Origin of the sequence: Neobacillus sp. PS3-34 (genome assembly GCF_030915465.1) — a bacterium.
Taxonomy (GTDB): domain Bacteria; phylum Bacillota; class Bacilli; order Bacillales; family Cytobacillaceae; genus Neobacillus_A.
The window spans coordinates 1,142,383-1,157,134 of record NZ_CP133267.1 but is presented as its reverse complement, the minus strand read 5'-3'; the positions used below and the strand labels follow the sequence as shown (position 1 = coordinate 1,157,134).

Here is a 14,752-nt window from a genome sequence, read left to right as displayed (position 1 = left end):
GATATAACTAACAAATTATCGGAGCTCAAGTGTTACAATAATAATGGAGTGATTATATGACTAAAGGTAAGGCTAAAAGCGGAACAGGTAGAGGAACAGGCAAGAAGGGCTGGAATCGTTGGCAAGCTGGTGCAAACAAAGCGAAGAGTGCCAAACCTTATGTAAGCAAAGGTACCAAAAGATCTGATGCATCTAAGGCCTCAAGCAATAATAAAGGTGAAACATCTGAATGACTTTCTGCTCTTCATAGATAAATAAAACAATTGCAATAATAAGGACTAAAGGACCCAGCTTTGGGTCCTTTTTGTTTTAGTTAAATATGGAATTTAAGAGATTAACAAAGGCAGAATCTAAACATAAATTGAGGGTTTTGTTCTATGACATATTAAAAGAACGAGTGCATAGTAATTAATAATGAAATAAAAGGGGGGATTTTATTGGTGAAGGAATTTTCAAACAACAATTCATCTCTGGTTTCAATCCTCATTGGAGTTATTTTTGGTGTGGTCGGATTAGGACTCATGTTTATCCATGTTATTATTGGTTTTTTCTTCGTTTTATTAGGTGTTGTTCTTTTCTTTTCATTGCGTTATTTCGCCAACGATACTAGAGTTTCTTGTCATGATAACGGGTTTACGGTAACCGTAATCAACAAGAGAAAAGGAACCTCGGTTCAGGAACACGCATGGGCAGATGTGACCGAAACGCTCTATTATGAAAAAGAATCGGGTGGAGAAAATAACTCAACAACTTGTTATTTTCAGGTTCAAACAGCAAAAGGGACTGCTTTCAATTTGCATGCAATGAAGAACTTTGATGAACTGATTGATATCTTCAATCAAAAAACTGTCCATATACCTTATGTCTGGGTAAAACCAAAAGGAATGTTTAAATCACATCAAAAACAAAACCGTATTTCTTCTTAATTTAAATATTAAAATATACAAAGCCAGAAAACCTTTTAGTTGGGTTTCTGGCTTCTTTTTTTTCTATTAATTCGATGAATGGTAAGAAAAATTCGTTTGCTCTTTCTTTCAAAAGGGTACAAAACTATGTTGCTACATATATGCCCTTAAGGAGGTAACAATCGAATGACTAATGATCACAAAGTGAATGGAAACAGTAAAGATGAACAGCTTGAGCAGTTTCGTGTAGATGATGCTGGTAAAGATATGACAACCAATCAAGGGCTAAAGGTATCGGAGGATGAATTTTCATTAAAGGCCGGCGAACGTGGCCGACGTTGATGGAGGACTTTCATTTTCGGGAAAAAATGACCCACTTTGATCATGAGCGAATTCCAGAGAGAATCGTTCATGCAAGGGGTTTTGCTGCCCATGGTGAGTTTGAAGTATATGAATCGATGAAAGAATATACTAAGGCTAAGTTTTTGCAGGATCCAGCTGTGAAAACTCCTGTTTTCGTACGATTTTCAACCGTCGCTGGCTCACGGGGATCAGCTGAGACCGTCAGGGATGCGAGAGGATTTGCGACGAAATTTTATACAGAAGAAGGGAATTATGATTTAGTCGGCAATAATATTCCAGTCTTCTTTATACAGGATGCGATAAAATTCCCTGATCTTGTTCACGCGATTAAACCTGAGCCACATAATGAGATGCCGCAAGCAGCAACTGCCCATGATACTTTTTGGGATTTTGTTGCTAATAACCAGGAATCAGCTCATATGGTTATGTGGGCGATGTCTGATCGGGCAATTCCACGGAGCCTTCGTATGATGGAAGGATTCGGTGTTCACACCTTCCGTTTTGTCAATGATCAAGGTAAAGCCCATTTTGTAAAATTCCACTGGAAGCCTGTTTTGGGAACCCATTCTCTTGTTTGGGATGAAGCACAAAAAATATCAGGAAAAGACCCGGACTTCCATCGCCGTGATTTATGGGAGTCGATTGATAAAGGGGACTATCCAGAATTTGAATTAGGGGTTCAGCTACTAAGCGAGGATGATGAATTTAAATTTGATTTTGATGTTCTCGATCCTACTAAACTATGGCCTGAAGAAGATGTCCCGGTAAAAATCATTGGAAAAATGACGTTAAATCGTAACGTTGATAATGTGTTTGCCGAAACAGAGCAGGCAGCCTTTCATCCAGGGCATGTTGTACCGGGAATCGATTTTTCTAACGATCCATTATTACAAGGCCGACTATTCTCCTATACAGATACCCAGTTAATCCGCCTAGGAAGGCCGAACTTCCATGAGCTGCCGATTAACAGGCCTGTATGCCCTTTCCACAACAATCAGCGTGATGGCTATGGCCGCCAAACGATTAATGTTGGAAAAGTGAGCTATCATAATAATTCACTTGCACAAAATACCCCTGCACCAGCGAATGAAGCAGAAGGTGGTTATGTGCATTATCAGGAAAAGGTGGAAGGGCGAAAGGTAAGGAGCCGAAGTGAAAGCTTTAAAGACTTTTTCTCGCAGGCCACCATGTTCTGGAACAGTATGAGTGAACCTGAAAAAAAACACATTATCGAAGCGTTCAGTTTTGAACTTGGAAAAGTGAAGAGCAAATCTGTTCAACAGCAAGTGGTAGATATGTTTGCCAATGTAAGTACGGAGCTGGCTACAGCCTTTGCCTTGGCGATTGGTGCTAATCCACCGGAGGCAAAGGTCTCCGGGGTAACAAAATCATCCCCAGCGCTAAGCATGCAAAATACGAAGAAGCTACCCAAAACACGTAAAGTGGGCGTCATCCTTGGAAACCAATTTACTGGATCTGAGGTAATGGCTGTCTTAGAGTCATTGAAAGCAAACGGTATTCAGCCTGAATTTATTAGCGAGAAGCTTGGAAAGATAAAAGGGACTGATGGTACAGAGATTGAAGCTGACCATACCTTCTTGACGAGTGATTCCGTCATGTTTGATGCCCTATATGCTGCAGGGGGAAGCGATGTAAGCGAAAAGTTTACGAAAGATTCAGCTTACTTTATTAATGAAGCGTTCACTCATTATAAGCCAATTGGTGCGACTCAGGAAGGTGTGCATCTATTAGAGGGTATGGAGAGCAGCCCAGGCATTGTAGTAGGAAATGATAACAATGAATTCCCGGTCAAATTCGTCGAAGCGATTTCGGCTCACCGCCATTGGGATAGAAAAGTTATATAAGCAAGCGAAGCCAGAGGGGATAATTCTCTCTGGTTTTTTGTATTGCAACATTTGATCTAATGAAGAAGGCATTAATGAAATAGAGATAGAATACTAAAAGTATCTGGTTATTTAAGTACGACAAACAGAAAACAAAAGGAGCAAGGAGAATGGAAACAAAAGTCGACATTACTGTTTTAAATAATATCGTTTGGTGTGGAATGGTATGCGAAATGCACGGTGCTGCAGCAGTTTCGAGGGGGAATTTATGGGCCTGCTAGATGAAGCCCCTAAATTTTATCCTGATATTATTACTTCAAGCCGTAATGCAACGGCACAAGAAGTGAATGACTTTGTTGGGAACAGAGAAATTTTCTCAATCAAAGATAGTTATGCAAATTTAGATTTGCAGCCTTTCGGTTTTAAAATCCTTTTTGAGGCGGAATGGATTTATCATGCTCCTGTTTCGAAAATAGAGGGTATGAGACAGGAGTGGCGTGTCATCAAAACAGACGAAGAATTAATGAAATGGATCTCCGCAAATGGTTTGGAGAATGTAATAAAATCAGATATTTTAAGAAGAAAAGATGCAGAAATCTTTATGCGGGAGGAGAAGGATAAACTATCCGGGTTTATAGCTAATTTGGGTTCCGGTGCTGTAGGGGTTAGCAATGTGTTTTCAAAAGATGATTCATATGAAAGGCTTTGGCCGGATATTGTTCAAATAGTTTCAAATCGATTTCCAGGACTTCCCATGGTCGGATATGAACATGGCGAAGGTCTTAAGGCGGCACTCACATCGGGATGGGAGTCCGCAGGTCCACTCCGTATCTGGATTAAAGACAATTGCTGATGCCTCTTCTTTTTTTAGTAATTTATTTGACTAAGTCAATTAAAGGTTGAATAATATTTGATATAGGGCTAATAAATAGGAGGTTTTATATGCCGGATTTTACTTTTGAAGAACGAATAGAGGCTGTTCGCCATTTTAATCGTTTTATGACAAGGCAGATAGGGGTTTTACGTGAAGGATTGCTTCATAGTCCTTTTTCTTTAACAGACTCACGAATTCTCTTTGAAATAGCTAACAGTGATAATATATCTGCTTCTGATATAACGAAAGAACTGGGGCTAGATGCTGGATATCTGAGTCGAACTTTAAATCGATTAGAGGAACAAGAATTAATCTTAAGGGAACGTTCTGAATCTGATGGACGGCAGTGGAATATCCGTTTGACTTCAAAAGGAGAAAAGGCATTTGATTTGCTAAACAAACGGTCACATGAACAAGTCTCTGAATTATTAAGAGGGATGCCGGAATTTGAACAAAAACAGTTAATAAAATCCATGCAAAATATCGAAGGCTTGCTTGGTAAAACCAAAGGTTTAGCGTTTACTGAACCTTATTATTTACGTCAGCATGAACCAGGAGATATGGGGCTTATTGTTTATAAACACGGTGCATTGTACGCAATGGAATATGGCTGGGACCAGCATTTTGAAGCACTTGTTTCCCAGATAGTTTCAGATTTTATAAAAAACTTTAATCCTAAAAAAGAACGCTGTTGGATTGCTGAAATGAATGGAGAAGTTATTGGCTCTATTTTTATTGTCGAAGAAAATGAAGAGGTTGCTAAATTACGTTTGCTTCTAGTCGACCCAAAAGCCCGTGGTCTAGGTTTAGGCACAACCCTAGTGGAGGAGTGTATTCGTTTTTCGAAACTTGCTGGCTACAAAAAAATTGTATTATGGACTAACAGTATACTAAAGGAAGCACGTCATATTTATCAGAAATCAGGATTCGAACTAGTTAATGAAGAAAATCATCATAGTTTTGGCCATGATTTGGTAGGAGAAACATGGGAATTAAGACTTTAAGTAATAGCTTGCAAGTATTTGAAAGAAAGAGGGAGGAAAAACGAAAAGTGTCCGAAAATAACCCCATATTAGAAGCATTTAAACAAACCGATTATCAGGTAGGCGGCAGTCGCCAAGAGATATTCAAACGCTTATAGAAGCATTTAAAGATATTGATGGACAGCAGGAAAGCGACATTTATGGAAAGGGAAAGGTCATAGAAGAATTTCAGGATAAGCTGGCGGATTATTTAGGCAAAGAGTCGGCAGTGTTTTTTCCAAGCGGAACCATGGCCCAGCAAATCGCATTAAGGATTTGGTGTGATAAAAATGGATTAAAAAAAGTTGCCTATCATCCATTATGCCATTTAGAGATTCATGAAGAGGACGGGTTAAAGGAATTGCATCATATAGAGCCTGTTTTGCTGGCGGATAAAAGCAGAGTCATTACATTGGAAGATGTCGTGAGCCTGCAGGAGGACATTGCTTGCTTATTGCTTGAATTGCCTCAGCGTGAGATTGGCGGTCAATTGCCAGATTACAAAACTCTTGTATCGATCTCCAGTTATTGTAAGGAGAAAGGGATTAAGCTACATTTGGACGGTGCCAGACTCTTTGAAATTCTTCCATATTATCAAAAATCCGCAGCTGAAATCTGTGAGCTTTTTGATAGTGTTTATGTTTCTTTTTATAAAGGGATTGGCGGGATTGCAGGTGCAATTCTTGCAGGAGAAAAAGACTTTACAGAGGAATCAAAAATTTGGAAAAGGCGGCATGGCGGTGATTTAATCAGCCTTTATCCTTATATTATCAGTTCAAATTATTATTTTAATAAGCGGATACATAAAATGGAGCAGTATCATGAAGAAGCGAAAGAACTTGCCGGGCTTTATAATCAATGCCATGCTGTGGCAACTTTGCCTTTAGTACCTGTTTCAAATATGTTTCATGTACATGTTGACCTGCCAAAAGAGAAGGCGGAATCCATTTTAGCAGAAATTTATGAAGCAACTGGAATCGGTTTAACGAGTTATGTCAGGGAAACAGGCTTGGATGGAAGTTATTACGAGGTCAGCATTGGAGACAGATATAACGAAGTTCCAAAAACAGAATTAAAAAAGACTTTCCAAATGCTTGATCTGCGAATGCGGGAAATCAAAACTAAGAAATAGTGGTGGAACATATTGAAAAAGCGTGGAATCGATAAAGATGTCCACGCTTTGTTTATTAATATTTATTTTTGATTTGATACATTAGGCAATAATTCAAGTTACTGATCAGGTTGTTTTGGAGAGTCAATTTTTTTTGAGTCCTCAGAGTCCAGCGCCGATTTAAGAAAATAAAAGAATATTCCCCCGATAATCCCCAGACAAATGATAAAGCCGACTGTCAACGACCACAAATGAGCCAAGAAAATCCCCTCCTTTTTAAATGTATATGCACTGCAGCAAACAAAATTTCTAAATCTGAAGTGTGTGAATGAATGGCTTAAAGTTTGCACTTGAGTATTCCAGCACGGGTTCTCAATTGAGAAGCTATGCTGGAATAACTGTTTTTTCGTGTATGTATTGCCTTCAGAAAAGCGCTGTTATACAATACATTTCGGCAGTTTTTATGAAGGAGAGAAGCATAGTTGAAATTTAATAGAAATGAAAAATACAGTTTATATAACGGCATTGCATCCACGGTTTCCACCAATGCAGTAAATGGCTATATTCCGCTTTTTGCCCTGAGTGTTTTAGGAGCGAGCAACCAGCAGATGGGGTTGATTACATCACTTCCGTCCATCATCGGGATGCTTGCTCTTATTCCTGGTACGATTTGGCTGAATCTGGTCCAAAGCAAAAAGCATTTTGTTGTCGTTTCAACCTTTTTAACAAGATTGATATTTATGTTTATTTTGTTTGTGCCATTTTTGGCTCATGCCTACGCCGCGTGGGTTCTCGTTATTCTAATCGGTTTATTAAACTTTCCAGGTGCTTTGTCTGGTTTATCATGGCAATCAATGATTGGCGATTTAATTGAGGAAAAAAGGAGAGGAGTATTTTTTAGTACTAGGAATCGCTGGGGAGCTATTACGGCCATGGCGGTTACTTTTTTAACAGGATTTTTCCTGCAGCAATTTGATAAAAACAAGGCATTTCCTTATCAGATTCTTCTCGCAGCAGGGTTCGTTTTCGCCTTGCTTGAGGTCTTCTATTTAATGAAGCATCAATTGCCTGCGGCAAAACAAGAGCCAAGCGGAGAAAAGGAAAAAAAGAGTTTCTCCTTAAAGGTGTTTTCCTATAAACCATATCTTTCATTTTTGATATGTGCCCTCCTGTTTAACTTTGGAGCGCAAATGGCATGGTCGCTTTTCAGCATTTATCACATTCGTGAAGCACATGCAACGGCATTATGGTTCAGCTTGTTTTCCGTAACGAATCAATGTGCGCAAATTGTCAGCATCAAGTGGTGGGCGAAAGCCGCTGACCGATGGGGAAACACTATGGTTTTATTCGTTGCGGCAGCTGGAATGGCGACCGCTCCCGTTTTAACCATCCTATCGACTAATTTAGTTTACATTACGGCGATTAATCTTTGGATTGGGCTGTTCGTTTCCGGCACAAACCTGCTTTTGTTCAATCAGCTTTTAAAGGCTTCACCGGAGAAAAATCGAACAACGTATATTGCCAACTACAATATCCTTTTATCTGTAATCGGTTTTATTGCTCCCCAATTTGGAGTATTTCTCTTGAATCAATATGGAATGCATGCAGCGATGTTATTAATCTCTTTTTTAAGGTTCGCAGCCGGTTGTTCTTTCCTGATCGTAGCGCTTAAAGTGGAAAGACGGCATGTTCCGAAAGCTGTATAATTGGTGGTTCTGATGTAATTTCTGCGCAAATAAGAAAGAGGGATGTCTCAGGTAACTTTCGAGACCTCCCTCTTTTGAAGACTTATCTTGTATTGGCGGCTTCCTGAGAAATTTGCTGCCATTTGCTAAGATGAACGACACCAACCTCTGGTTTCTTTTGCCCATCAACTAATGCTAAATATTCCAATGAATTGCCGTCATGGTCTTCAAAATAATACGCGGCAGCAGGCATCCAAGCGTGTACAACCGGTTCGGATTCATCCAAGCCGAAAGCAGGCAGGATTTTAATTCCTTTCGATTCCAAAAATACCGGTACTTCAAGCAGTTCCTCGAGTGATACATGGAATGCAAAATGTCTGTTCACAAATTTATCTTCAGCAACTTCCCAAATCCCAAGCATTTGTTCTTTTTTCTCAGGATCGCCGAGCCAGAAAAAAGCAACTCTTCTTTCCTCGATGACGAAGGCGAGATTTAAATCCAATCCTTTGTAAAACTCAATCGCTCTCTCTAAATTCTTCGTAAGAATATGGGTTTCATATAGGTTTGCGTTTTTCATGTCGATTCCTCCATTAATTAACTTTATAAGCCTATTTTAGAGGAGAAATTGTAAGCGGGCATTCTTCTTTAGCGGTATTTTTTCTACATCGAAAGTATGAAAAAATATCATTTCAATATATTGACATTCATTTAAAAGGAATATATATTTAATTAGCATTAAATATTAATCAAAGTTAAATAGTATTTGTCGTTAAATACTTTTATTCATAGACAGGGGGGAAGAGTTGAAAGCCAACATTATTGAAAGAATCCAGACCGCGTTTCAGATCACCATTCAAAAAATCCAGCCTGAAATGATTGAAAGCATGCATAAACTGGGAATCACCCCAACTCAGCTGTTTGTCATGAATTTTATCAAGAAAAAGGGAGCTGTAGGATTACCCAACTTGCCGAAAAAATGAGTGTTAAACCAAGTGCGGTTACATTTATGATTGATCGACTTGAACAAAGTGAGTTCGTTGCAAGAGAACATGATAAAAAGGATAGGAGAGCTGTTAATATCACTCTAACGCGTAATGGGGAAGAAAAATTGAGTGAAACTTTTGCTGCTCGAAAAGCCATTGTGGAAAGGCATCTCTCCAGCTTAACTGAAGATGAGCTTACTTCTCTGGCAGATATTGCTGAAAAGCTTGCCCAATAATATTTGGGTTATTAATAAATCTTAAACAAATGAATAGGGAGATATTTATGACAACTATTGATAATAACGAAAATCATAATCGAACTTTATTGCTGATTGGCTTAATTATTGCCATGTTCTTTTCGGCTCTTGATGGAACGATTGTAGGAACCGCAATGCCAAGGATCGTTGGTGATCTTGGCGGATTAAGCATGATGACATGGCTGACCACAGCCTATTTGCTGACCTCAACTACTGTTGTGCCGATCGCAGGTAAATTGGCAGATTTATTGGGACGCAGAATGATTTATGTTACAGGACTCATCGTTTTTATGGCTGGATCCGCATTGTGCGGAATGGCGGACAATATGACAGAACTTATTATTTTCCGCGGAGTGCAGGGTATTGGCGGAGGAATTATGATGCCAATGGCGATGATCGTCATTGGGGATCTTTTTACAGGAAAAGAAAGAGCGAAATTTCAAGGGGTATTTGGTGGCATTTATGGCCTTGCCTCTGTTATCGGCCCGCAAATTGGCGGATGGATTGTGGATTCGCTTAACTGGAAATGGGTATTTTATATTAATTTGCCTGTCGGAATCATTGCGACTATCATTCTTGGACTGGGATTAAAGGGCAGAAAAAATAAAGGACCAGTTAACTTTGATTTAGCTGGAATGTTTACCATGATTGTAGGCATAGTAACTTTATTGCTTGCACTAAGCTTTGGAGGAAAAGATTATGCTTGGGATTCATGGCAAATTTTAACCCTTCTCGCAGTTGCAGTAGTTGGTTTAGTAAGCTTCGTTATTGTCGAAACAAAAGCAAAAGAACCCATTTTGCCAATGAGCCTATTTAAGAACAGAACCTTTACACTTTTGAATTTAATTGGCTTCTTTATGGCAATCGGAATGTTCGGTGCAATTATGTTTGTACCATTCTTTATGCAGGGAATTGTTGGGGTAAGCGCCACTGCTTCAGGAACAATTATGACACCAATGATGATTACCATGATTATTACGAGTATTATTGGCGGACAGCTTGTTTACAAAATAGGGATTAAGCCGCAAATCATAGCAGGAATGCTAATTATGGCAGGTGGTTTTGGTTTATTGACTACCATGGACATGGATACAAGCAAGTTAGCGGCTACTTCCTATATGGGAATTATCGGAATGGGAATGGGTTTGGTTATGCCTATTCTAACTTTGGCATTGCAGGAAAGCTTTCCAAAAGAAGAACTGGGCGTAGTAACCTCTTCCAGCCAATTTTTCCGCTCAATCGGCGGAACATTTGGAATCACGATTCTCGGTGCTATCATGAATAACAGGGCAGGAAATCTTTTGTCTGACAAATTTGTACCGTTTCTAAATACATTGCCGCAACAGGCGGGACCGATGGTTTCAAAATTCAAAGATATGATTGATACAAACCCGGAAGGACTTTTTCAAATGCTGTTTAGTCCAGAAGCGTTAAAAAAGATCCCAGCCGTTTTGTTGGATAAGATGCTGCCAATTTTAAAAACGTCCTTAATGGGTTCCTTGCATTCGGTATTCTTTACAGGATTGATTTTTATTGTCATAGGAGCTTGCTTTACACTGTTTCTTAAACAAATTAACCTGACCGCTAGAAAAGGGCGGGAAAAGGAAGAAAAGGGAGAAACGGCTTCTGCTGCTGTTTCTGAGTAACCATATATATGCATTGCCGATCCCTAGGTAGGGATCGGTTTTTTTGGCTTATCAGAATTTATATCTATAAATTCTAATTGCATAAGAAAAACTAAGGCATTCGCCTAAGGACTTGGCGAATGCTAAGTTTTTCTAATAAAAAAAGACCTTGCATAAATGCAAGGTTAAAGGATTAATACTCAATATAAAAAAGGAGGCCAAGCTACTGATACATATAATAAAGAGCAATTCTTAACTTTTCCTTAACAAAAACATTTACTTTGAAGATTTTTTTATTAATAAAACTTCCTGTGAAAATCTTCTATCTGCTCACCATTTTTTCCATACCTCGAAATGTCATTTTTGTTTAATTTAACCATCATTCCTAAGGATTATGAAAATCCCGATAAAATAAATTGGGATGAGCACGAGCTTGGATGAATACAATCGAGTAACCATTAATAAAAATAAATAAACGGAAAATAAAGTTTTTTGTATTAAATACTTTTTTATAATTATTATAAAAAAGTATTGATATTTTAATTATAGATGCTATTATTTAAAATAATAGAATTCTATAAAACTTATGAGGTGATAAAATGACCACTAATAACAAACTCACAACAAGCTGGGGTGCACCTGTAGGAGACAATCAAAACTCGATGACGGCTGGTTCTCGTGGCCCTACCTTAATCCAGGATGTCCATTTGTTGGAAAAGCTTGCCCATTTTAACCGTGAACGCGTGCCTGAAAGGGTTGTGCATGCAAAAGGAGCAGGGGCACATGGTTATTTTGAAGTAACGAACGATGTGACAAAATACACGAAGGCTAAGTTTTTATCGGGAGTGGGAAAACGTACGCCGCTATTTGTACGTTTCTCAACTGTAGCCGGTGAGAATGGCTCAGCCGATTCAGTAAGAGATCCGCGTGGTTTTGCTGTGAAGTTTTATACTGAGGAAGGCAATTATGACCTCGTGGGTAATAACACACCTGTATTCTTTATCCGGGATGCTATAAAGTTTCCAGACTTTATACATACACAAAAACGCCATCCTGCCACGCATTTGAAAAACCCAAATGCAATCTGGGATTTCTGGTCTTTATCGCCTGAGTCTCTTCACCAGGTAACCATCCTGATGTCAGATCGGGGCATACCGGCAACGTACCGCCATATGCACGGTTTCGGAAGCCACACGTTCAAATGGGTTAATGCGGAAGGCAAGGGTGTCTGGATTAAGTATCATTTTAAAACAGAGCAAGGCGTTAAAAACCTGACAGAGGAAGTAGGCACGCGGATTGCTGGTGAGAATCCTGACTATCACACCCAGGATTTATTTAATGCAATTGAGAAAGGCGATTTCCCGGCATGGAAATTATATGTTCAAATCATGCCGCTTGAGGATGCCGATACGTACCGCTTTGATCCATTTGATGTAACAAAGGTATGGTCGCAAAAAGATTATCCTCTGCTGGAAGTTGGAAGGATGGTATTAAACCGGAATCCTGAAAACTATTTTGCAGAAGTGGAACAGGCAACATTCTCGCCAGGAACACTGGTACCGGGAATAGATGTTTCACCGGATAAAATGCTTCAAGGCCGTTTGTTTGCTTACCACGATGCGCATCGTTACAGGGTAGGTGCGAACCACCAGGCACTGCCAATTAACCGCTCACGCAATGAAGTGAATAATTATCAGCGCGATGGCCAAATGCGTTTTGACAATAACGGTGGCGGTTCGGTTTATTATGAACCAAACAGCTTTGAGGGACCAAAGGAAACTTCGGAGAACAAGCCGGCAGCATTTGAAGTCTCAGGCGAAGCTGACAGTGTTGCTTATGACCATAATGACCATTATACACAGGCTGGCGATTTATACCGTTTGCTAAACGAAGAGGAACGCGCACGTCTTGTTCAAAACGTTGTCGGAGCCATGAAGCCAGTGGAAAGTAATGAAATAAAGCTTCGCCAAATCCAGCATTTTTATAAAGCCGATGCTGAGTATGGTACACGTGTTGCTGAGGGACTGGGTTTAGCGGTGCCACAGGAAGTTTAATAGATTACAAGGAGCCCTCATCAATTTGGTGAGGGCTGTTTTTATAAAGCTTGGCAGAATCCGAAAAAACAAAAACACGAACGTTTTTATTGATTTAAATATTAATGTTCGCCATATGATTGTTGACATACCATAATGAAGGTTGTTAAGATGGAATTATCAATAAAAACTAAATTTCACCTCGTATAATCATGGGGATATGGCCCATAAGTTTCTACCCGGCTGCCGTAAATGGCTGGACTATGAGGGAAAGTATCGATATTCAGCAAATAGTGCTGTGCATCTTTTATTTAAGTGCATGCTTTATACTATTGGCCCGGATGGATTGCTTTCTCTTATAGAGAAAACGGTCTGTCCGGGTTTTTTATTTTTTTAAAAGGGGAGACGGTAATGACACCTGATGTTTCAGTGATAATGGGAAGCAAGTCGGACTGGGAAACGATGAAGCATGCATGTCAGATTCTTGATAGGCTCGAAATTTACTACGAAAAGAAGGTCATTTCCGCCCATAGGACACCTGATCTTATGTTCGAATTTGCCGAAACTGCAAAAGAAAGAGGCCTAAAGGTTATCATCGCAGGAGCAGGGGGGGCTGCCCATCTTCCTGGAATGGTGGCGGCTAAAACAACCATTCCGGTTATCGGTGTCCCTGTTCAGTCAAAAGCATTAAAGGGTCTCGATTCACTCCTATCAATCGTGCAAATGCCTGGAGGTGTTCCGGTTGCTACAGTGGCAATCGGTACGGCAGGTGCTGTGAATGCTGGATATTTGGCAGCCCAAATACTTGGTGCCTTTGATTCAGAAATAGCAGAGAGAATTAACCAGGTAAGGGAAGAGACCAAAAATCTGGTGTTGGAAAGCAGTGATGAGCTTGAGTGAAAAAGTGATCTTGCCAGGACAGACAATCGGTATTATTGGCGGCGGCGAGTTGGGCAGGATGATGGCGCTAGCAGCAAGGGCAATGGGATTCCGGATTGCCGTGCTTGATCCACAGCCAGATTCGCCGTGTGGCCAGGTAGCAGATTATCCAATCATCGGAGATTACAATGACTTGGATGCTATAAGGCAGCTCGCAGATTTCAGTGATGTGATTACGTATGAATTTGAAAATATAGATGCTAAAGCGCTCCAATGGCTATGCGAAAACGCTTATGTTCCTCAAGGGAAAGATATTCTGGAAATAACACAGGATAGGATAAAAGAAAAAGCAGCAATCCAACAGGCAGGTTTAGAGGTTGTTCCATTTGAAATAGTTGAAAATGGCGAAAACCTTATAGGGAAAATTCAAGCTCTTGGCGGATATCCTGCCGTATTAAAAACGACAAGAGGAGGCTATGACGGAAAGGGGCAGTCGGTCTTAAAGTCGGATGAAGATCTTGCGGCTGCAAGCAAATTGCTTAGCCAGGGTCAGTGCGTGCTTGAAAAATGGCTTTCTTTTGAAAAAGAAATATCAGTCATTGTTACAAGAAAAGCAAACGGGGAAATTTCCGTTTTCCCGGCGGCGGAAAACATTCATAAAGAAAACATCCTGTTTAAAACAATCGTGCCAGCTCTAATCAGCGATTCAATTGAGGAGGAGGCCGTTCGGATGGCATGCGGCCTGGCAGACACAATCAATTTAATTGGAACCGTTGCAGTCGAGATGTTTGTGACAGATACAGGAAAAATTTTTATAAACGAACTGGCGCCCCGTCCCCACAATTCCGGCCATTATACAATTGACGCCTGTGCGACTTCACAGTTTGAGCAGCATATCAGGGCGATTTGCAATTGGACGCTCGGAGGCACGGAACTCTTGCAGCCGGCGGTCATGGTCAATGTCCTTGGCGAACATATGGAAATGCTGATTGAGGAATTACCCACCCCGTCCGATTGGAAAATCCATTTATACGGGAAGGGCGAAGCGAGGACCAAAAGAAAAATGGGTCATATCACGATAGTGGGAAAGTCAGTCGAAAACGCCCTTAATGAAATTGATGAGAGTCCGGTTTGGGCTGAAAGAAAAACAGCTGCAGGAAAAGTGAACTGA

10 protein-coding genes, 3 pseudogenes and 1 riboswitch are annotated in these 14,752 nt (G+C 40.1%); of the genes and pseudogenes, 12 read left to right on the top strand and 1 reads right to left on the bottom strand.

Annotation, left to right across the window (positions count from 1 at the left end):
• The first annotated feature begins 56 nt into the window (after positions 1 to 56).
• The 7 genes and pseudogenes from RCG23_RS05830 to RCG23_RS05800 all read left to right on the top strand — a co-directional run bounded on the left by RCG23_RS05830 (position 57) and on the right by RCG23_RS05800 (position 7,825).
• Positions 57 to 233, top strand: coding sequence for a DUF3934 family protein (locus RCG23_RS05830; RefSeq protein WP_308178952.1), 177 nt, complete (start codon positions 57 to 59; stop codon positions 231 to 233).
• Positions 234 to 440: 207 nt separating this feature from the next.
• Entirely contained in the window at positions 441 to 926 is a 486-nt protein-coding gene (locus tag RCG23_RS05825) for a hypothetical protein (protein ID WP_308178951.1), read from the top strand.
• Between the two features lie 165 nt (positions 927 to 1,091).
• Positions 1,092 to 3,133 (top strand): annotated as a pseudogene (locus tag RCG23_RS05820) (catalase).
• Between the two features lie 247 nt (positions 3,134 to 3,380).
• Positions 3,381 to 3,965 carry a hypothetical protein gene (locus tag RCG23_RS05815; protein ID WP_308178950.1) on the top strand — a complete coding sequence of 195 codons (585 nt, stop codon included), beginning with the start codon at positions 3,381 to 3,383 and terminating at the stop codon, positions 3,963 to 3,965.
• Positions 3,966 to 4,054: 89 nt separating this feature from the next.
• Positions 4,055 to 4,990, top strand: a complete 936-nt coding sequence (locus RCG23_RS05810; RefSeq protein WP_308178949.1) for a bifunctional helix-turn-helix transcriptional regulator/GNAT family N-acetyltransferase — start codon at positions 4,055 to 4,057, stop codon at positions 4,988 to 4,990.
• Positions 4,991 to 5,037: 47 nt separating this feature from the next.
• Positions 5,038 to 6,140 (top strand): annotated as a pseudogene (locus RCG23_RS05805) (low specificity L-threonine aldolase).
• 461 nt (positions 6,141 to 6,601) lie between these two features.
• Positions 6,602 to 7,825 (top strand): MFS transporter, encoded by a 1,224-nt coding sequence (locus RCG23_RS05800; RefSeq protein ID WP_308178948.1) that lies wholly within the window; start codon positions 6,602 to 6,604, stop codon positions 7,823 to 7,825.
• 82 nt (positions 7,826 to 7,907) lie between these two features.
• On the opposite strand, the gene RCG23_RS05795 is transcribed toward RCG23_RS05800, so the two are convergent.
• Positions 7,908 to 8,381, bottom strand: coding sequence for a VOC family protein (locus tag RCG23_RS05795; protein ID WP_308178947.1), 474 nt, complete (start codon positions 8,379 to 8,381; stop codon positions 7,908 to 7,910).
• A gap of 226 nt (positions 8,382 to 8,607) precedes the next feature.
• Between RCG23_RS05795 and RCG23_RS05790 the strand changes: the two are divergent.
• From RCG23_RS05790 to purK, 5 genes and pseudogenes are all read left to right on the top strand, one after another.
• Positions 8,608 to 9,023, top strand: a pseudogene (locus RCG23_RS05790) (MarR family winged helix-turn-helix transcriptional regulator).
• Positions 9,024 to 9,070: 47 nt separating this feature from the next.
• Positions 9,071 to 10,690: an MDR family MFS transporter gene (locus RCG23_RS05785; RefSeq protein WP_308178946.1), complete on the top strand. Its 1,620-nt coding sequence runs from the start codon at positions 9,071 to 9,073 to the stop codon at positions 10,688 to 10,690.
• 578 nt (positions 10,691 to 11,268) lie between these two features.
• A complete protein-coding gene (katA, locus tag RCG23_RS05780; RefSeq protein ID WP_308178945.1) occupies positions 11,269 to 12,723 on the top strand; it encodes a catalase KatA in 1,455 nt (484 codons plus the stop codon).
• 161 nt (positions 12,724 to 12,884) lie between these two features.
• Positions 12,885 to 12,986: riboswitch (purine riboswitch) on the top strand.
• Positions 12,987 to 13,113: 127 nt separating this feature from the next.
• A complete protein-coding gene (gene purE, locus RCG23_RS05775) occupies positions 13,114 to 13,602 on the top strand; it encodes a 5-(carboxyamino)imidazole ribonucleotide mutase (RefSeq protein WP_308178944.1) in 489 nt (162 codons plus the stop codon).
• Entirely contained in the window at positions 13,589 to 14,752 is a 1,164-nt protein-coding gene (gene purK, locus RCG23_RS05770) for a 5-(carboxyamino)imidazole ribonucleotide synthase (RefSeq protein WP_308179976.1), read from the top strand. The genes purE and purK overlap by 14 nt, the downstream gene beginning before the upstream one ends.

Coding starts and splice junctions, on each gene's coding strand:
- RCG23_RS05810 (WP_308178949.1), top strand. CDS start 4,055: ATGCCGGATTTTACTTTTGAAGAACGAATAGAGGCTGTTCGCCATTTT.
- RCG23_RS05785 (WP_308178946.1), top strand. CDS start 9,071: ATGACAACTATTGATAATAACGAAAATCATAATCGAACTTTATTGCTG.
- RCG23_RS05815 (WP_308178950.1), top strand. CDS start 3,381: ATGGGCCTGCTAGATGAAGCCCCTAAATTTTATCCTGATATTATTACT.
- katA (WP_308178945.1), top strand. CDS start 11,269: ATGACCACTAATAACAAACTCACAACAAGCTGGGGTGCACCTGTAGGA.
- RCG23_RS05795 (WP_308178947.1), bottom strand. CDS start 8,381: ATGAAAAACGCAAACCTATATGAAACCCATATTCTTACGAAGAATTTA.
- RCG23_RS05830 (WP_308178952.1), top strand. CDS start 57: ATGACTAAAGGTAAGGCTAAAAGCGGAACAGGTAGAGGAACAGGCAAG.
- purK (WP_308179976.1), top strand. CDS start 13,589: ATGAGCTTGAGTGAAAAAGTGATCTTGCCAGGACAGACAATCGGTATT.
- purE (WP_308178944.1), top strand. CDS start 13,114: ATGACACCTGATGTTTCAGTGATAATGGGAAGCAAGTCGGACTGGGAA.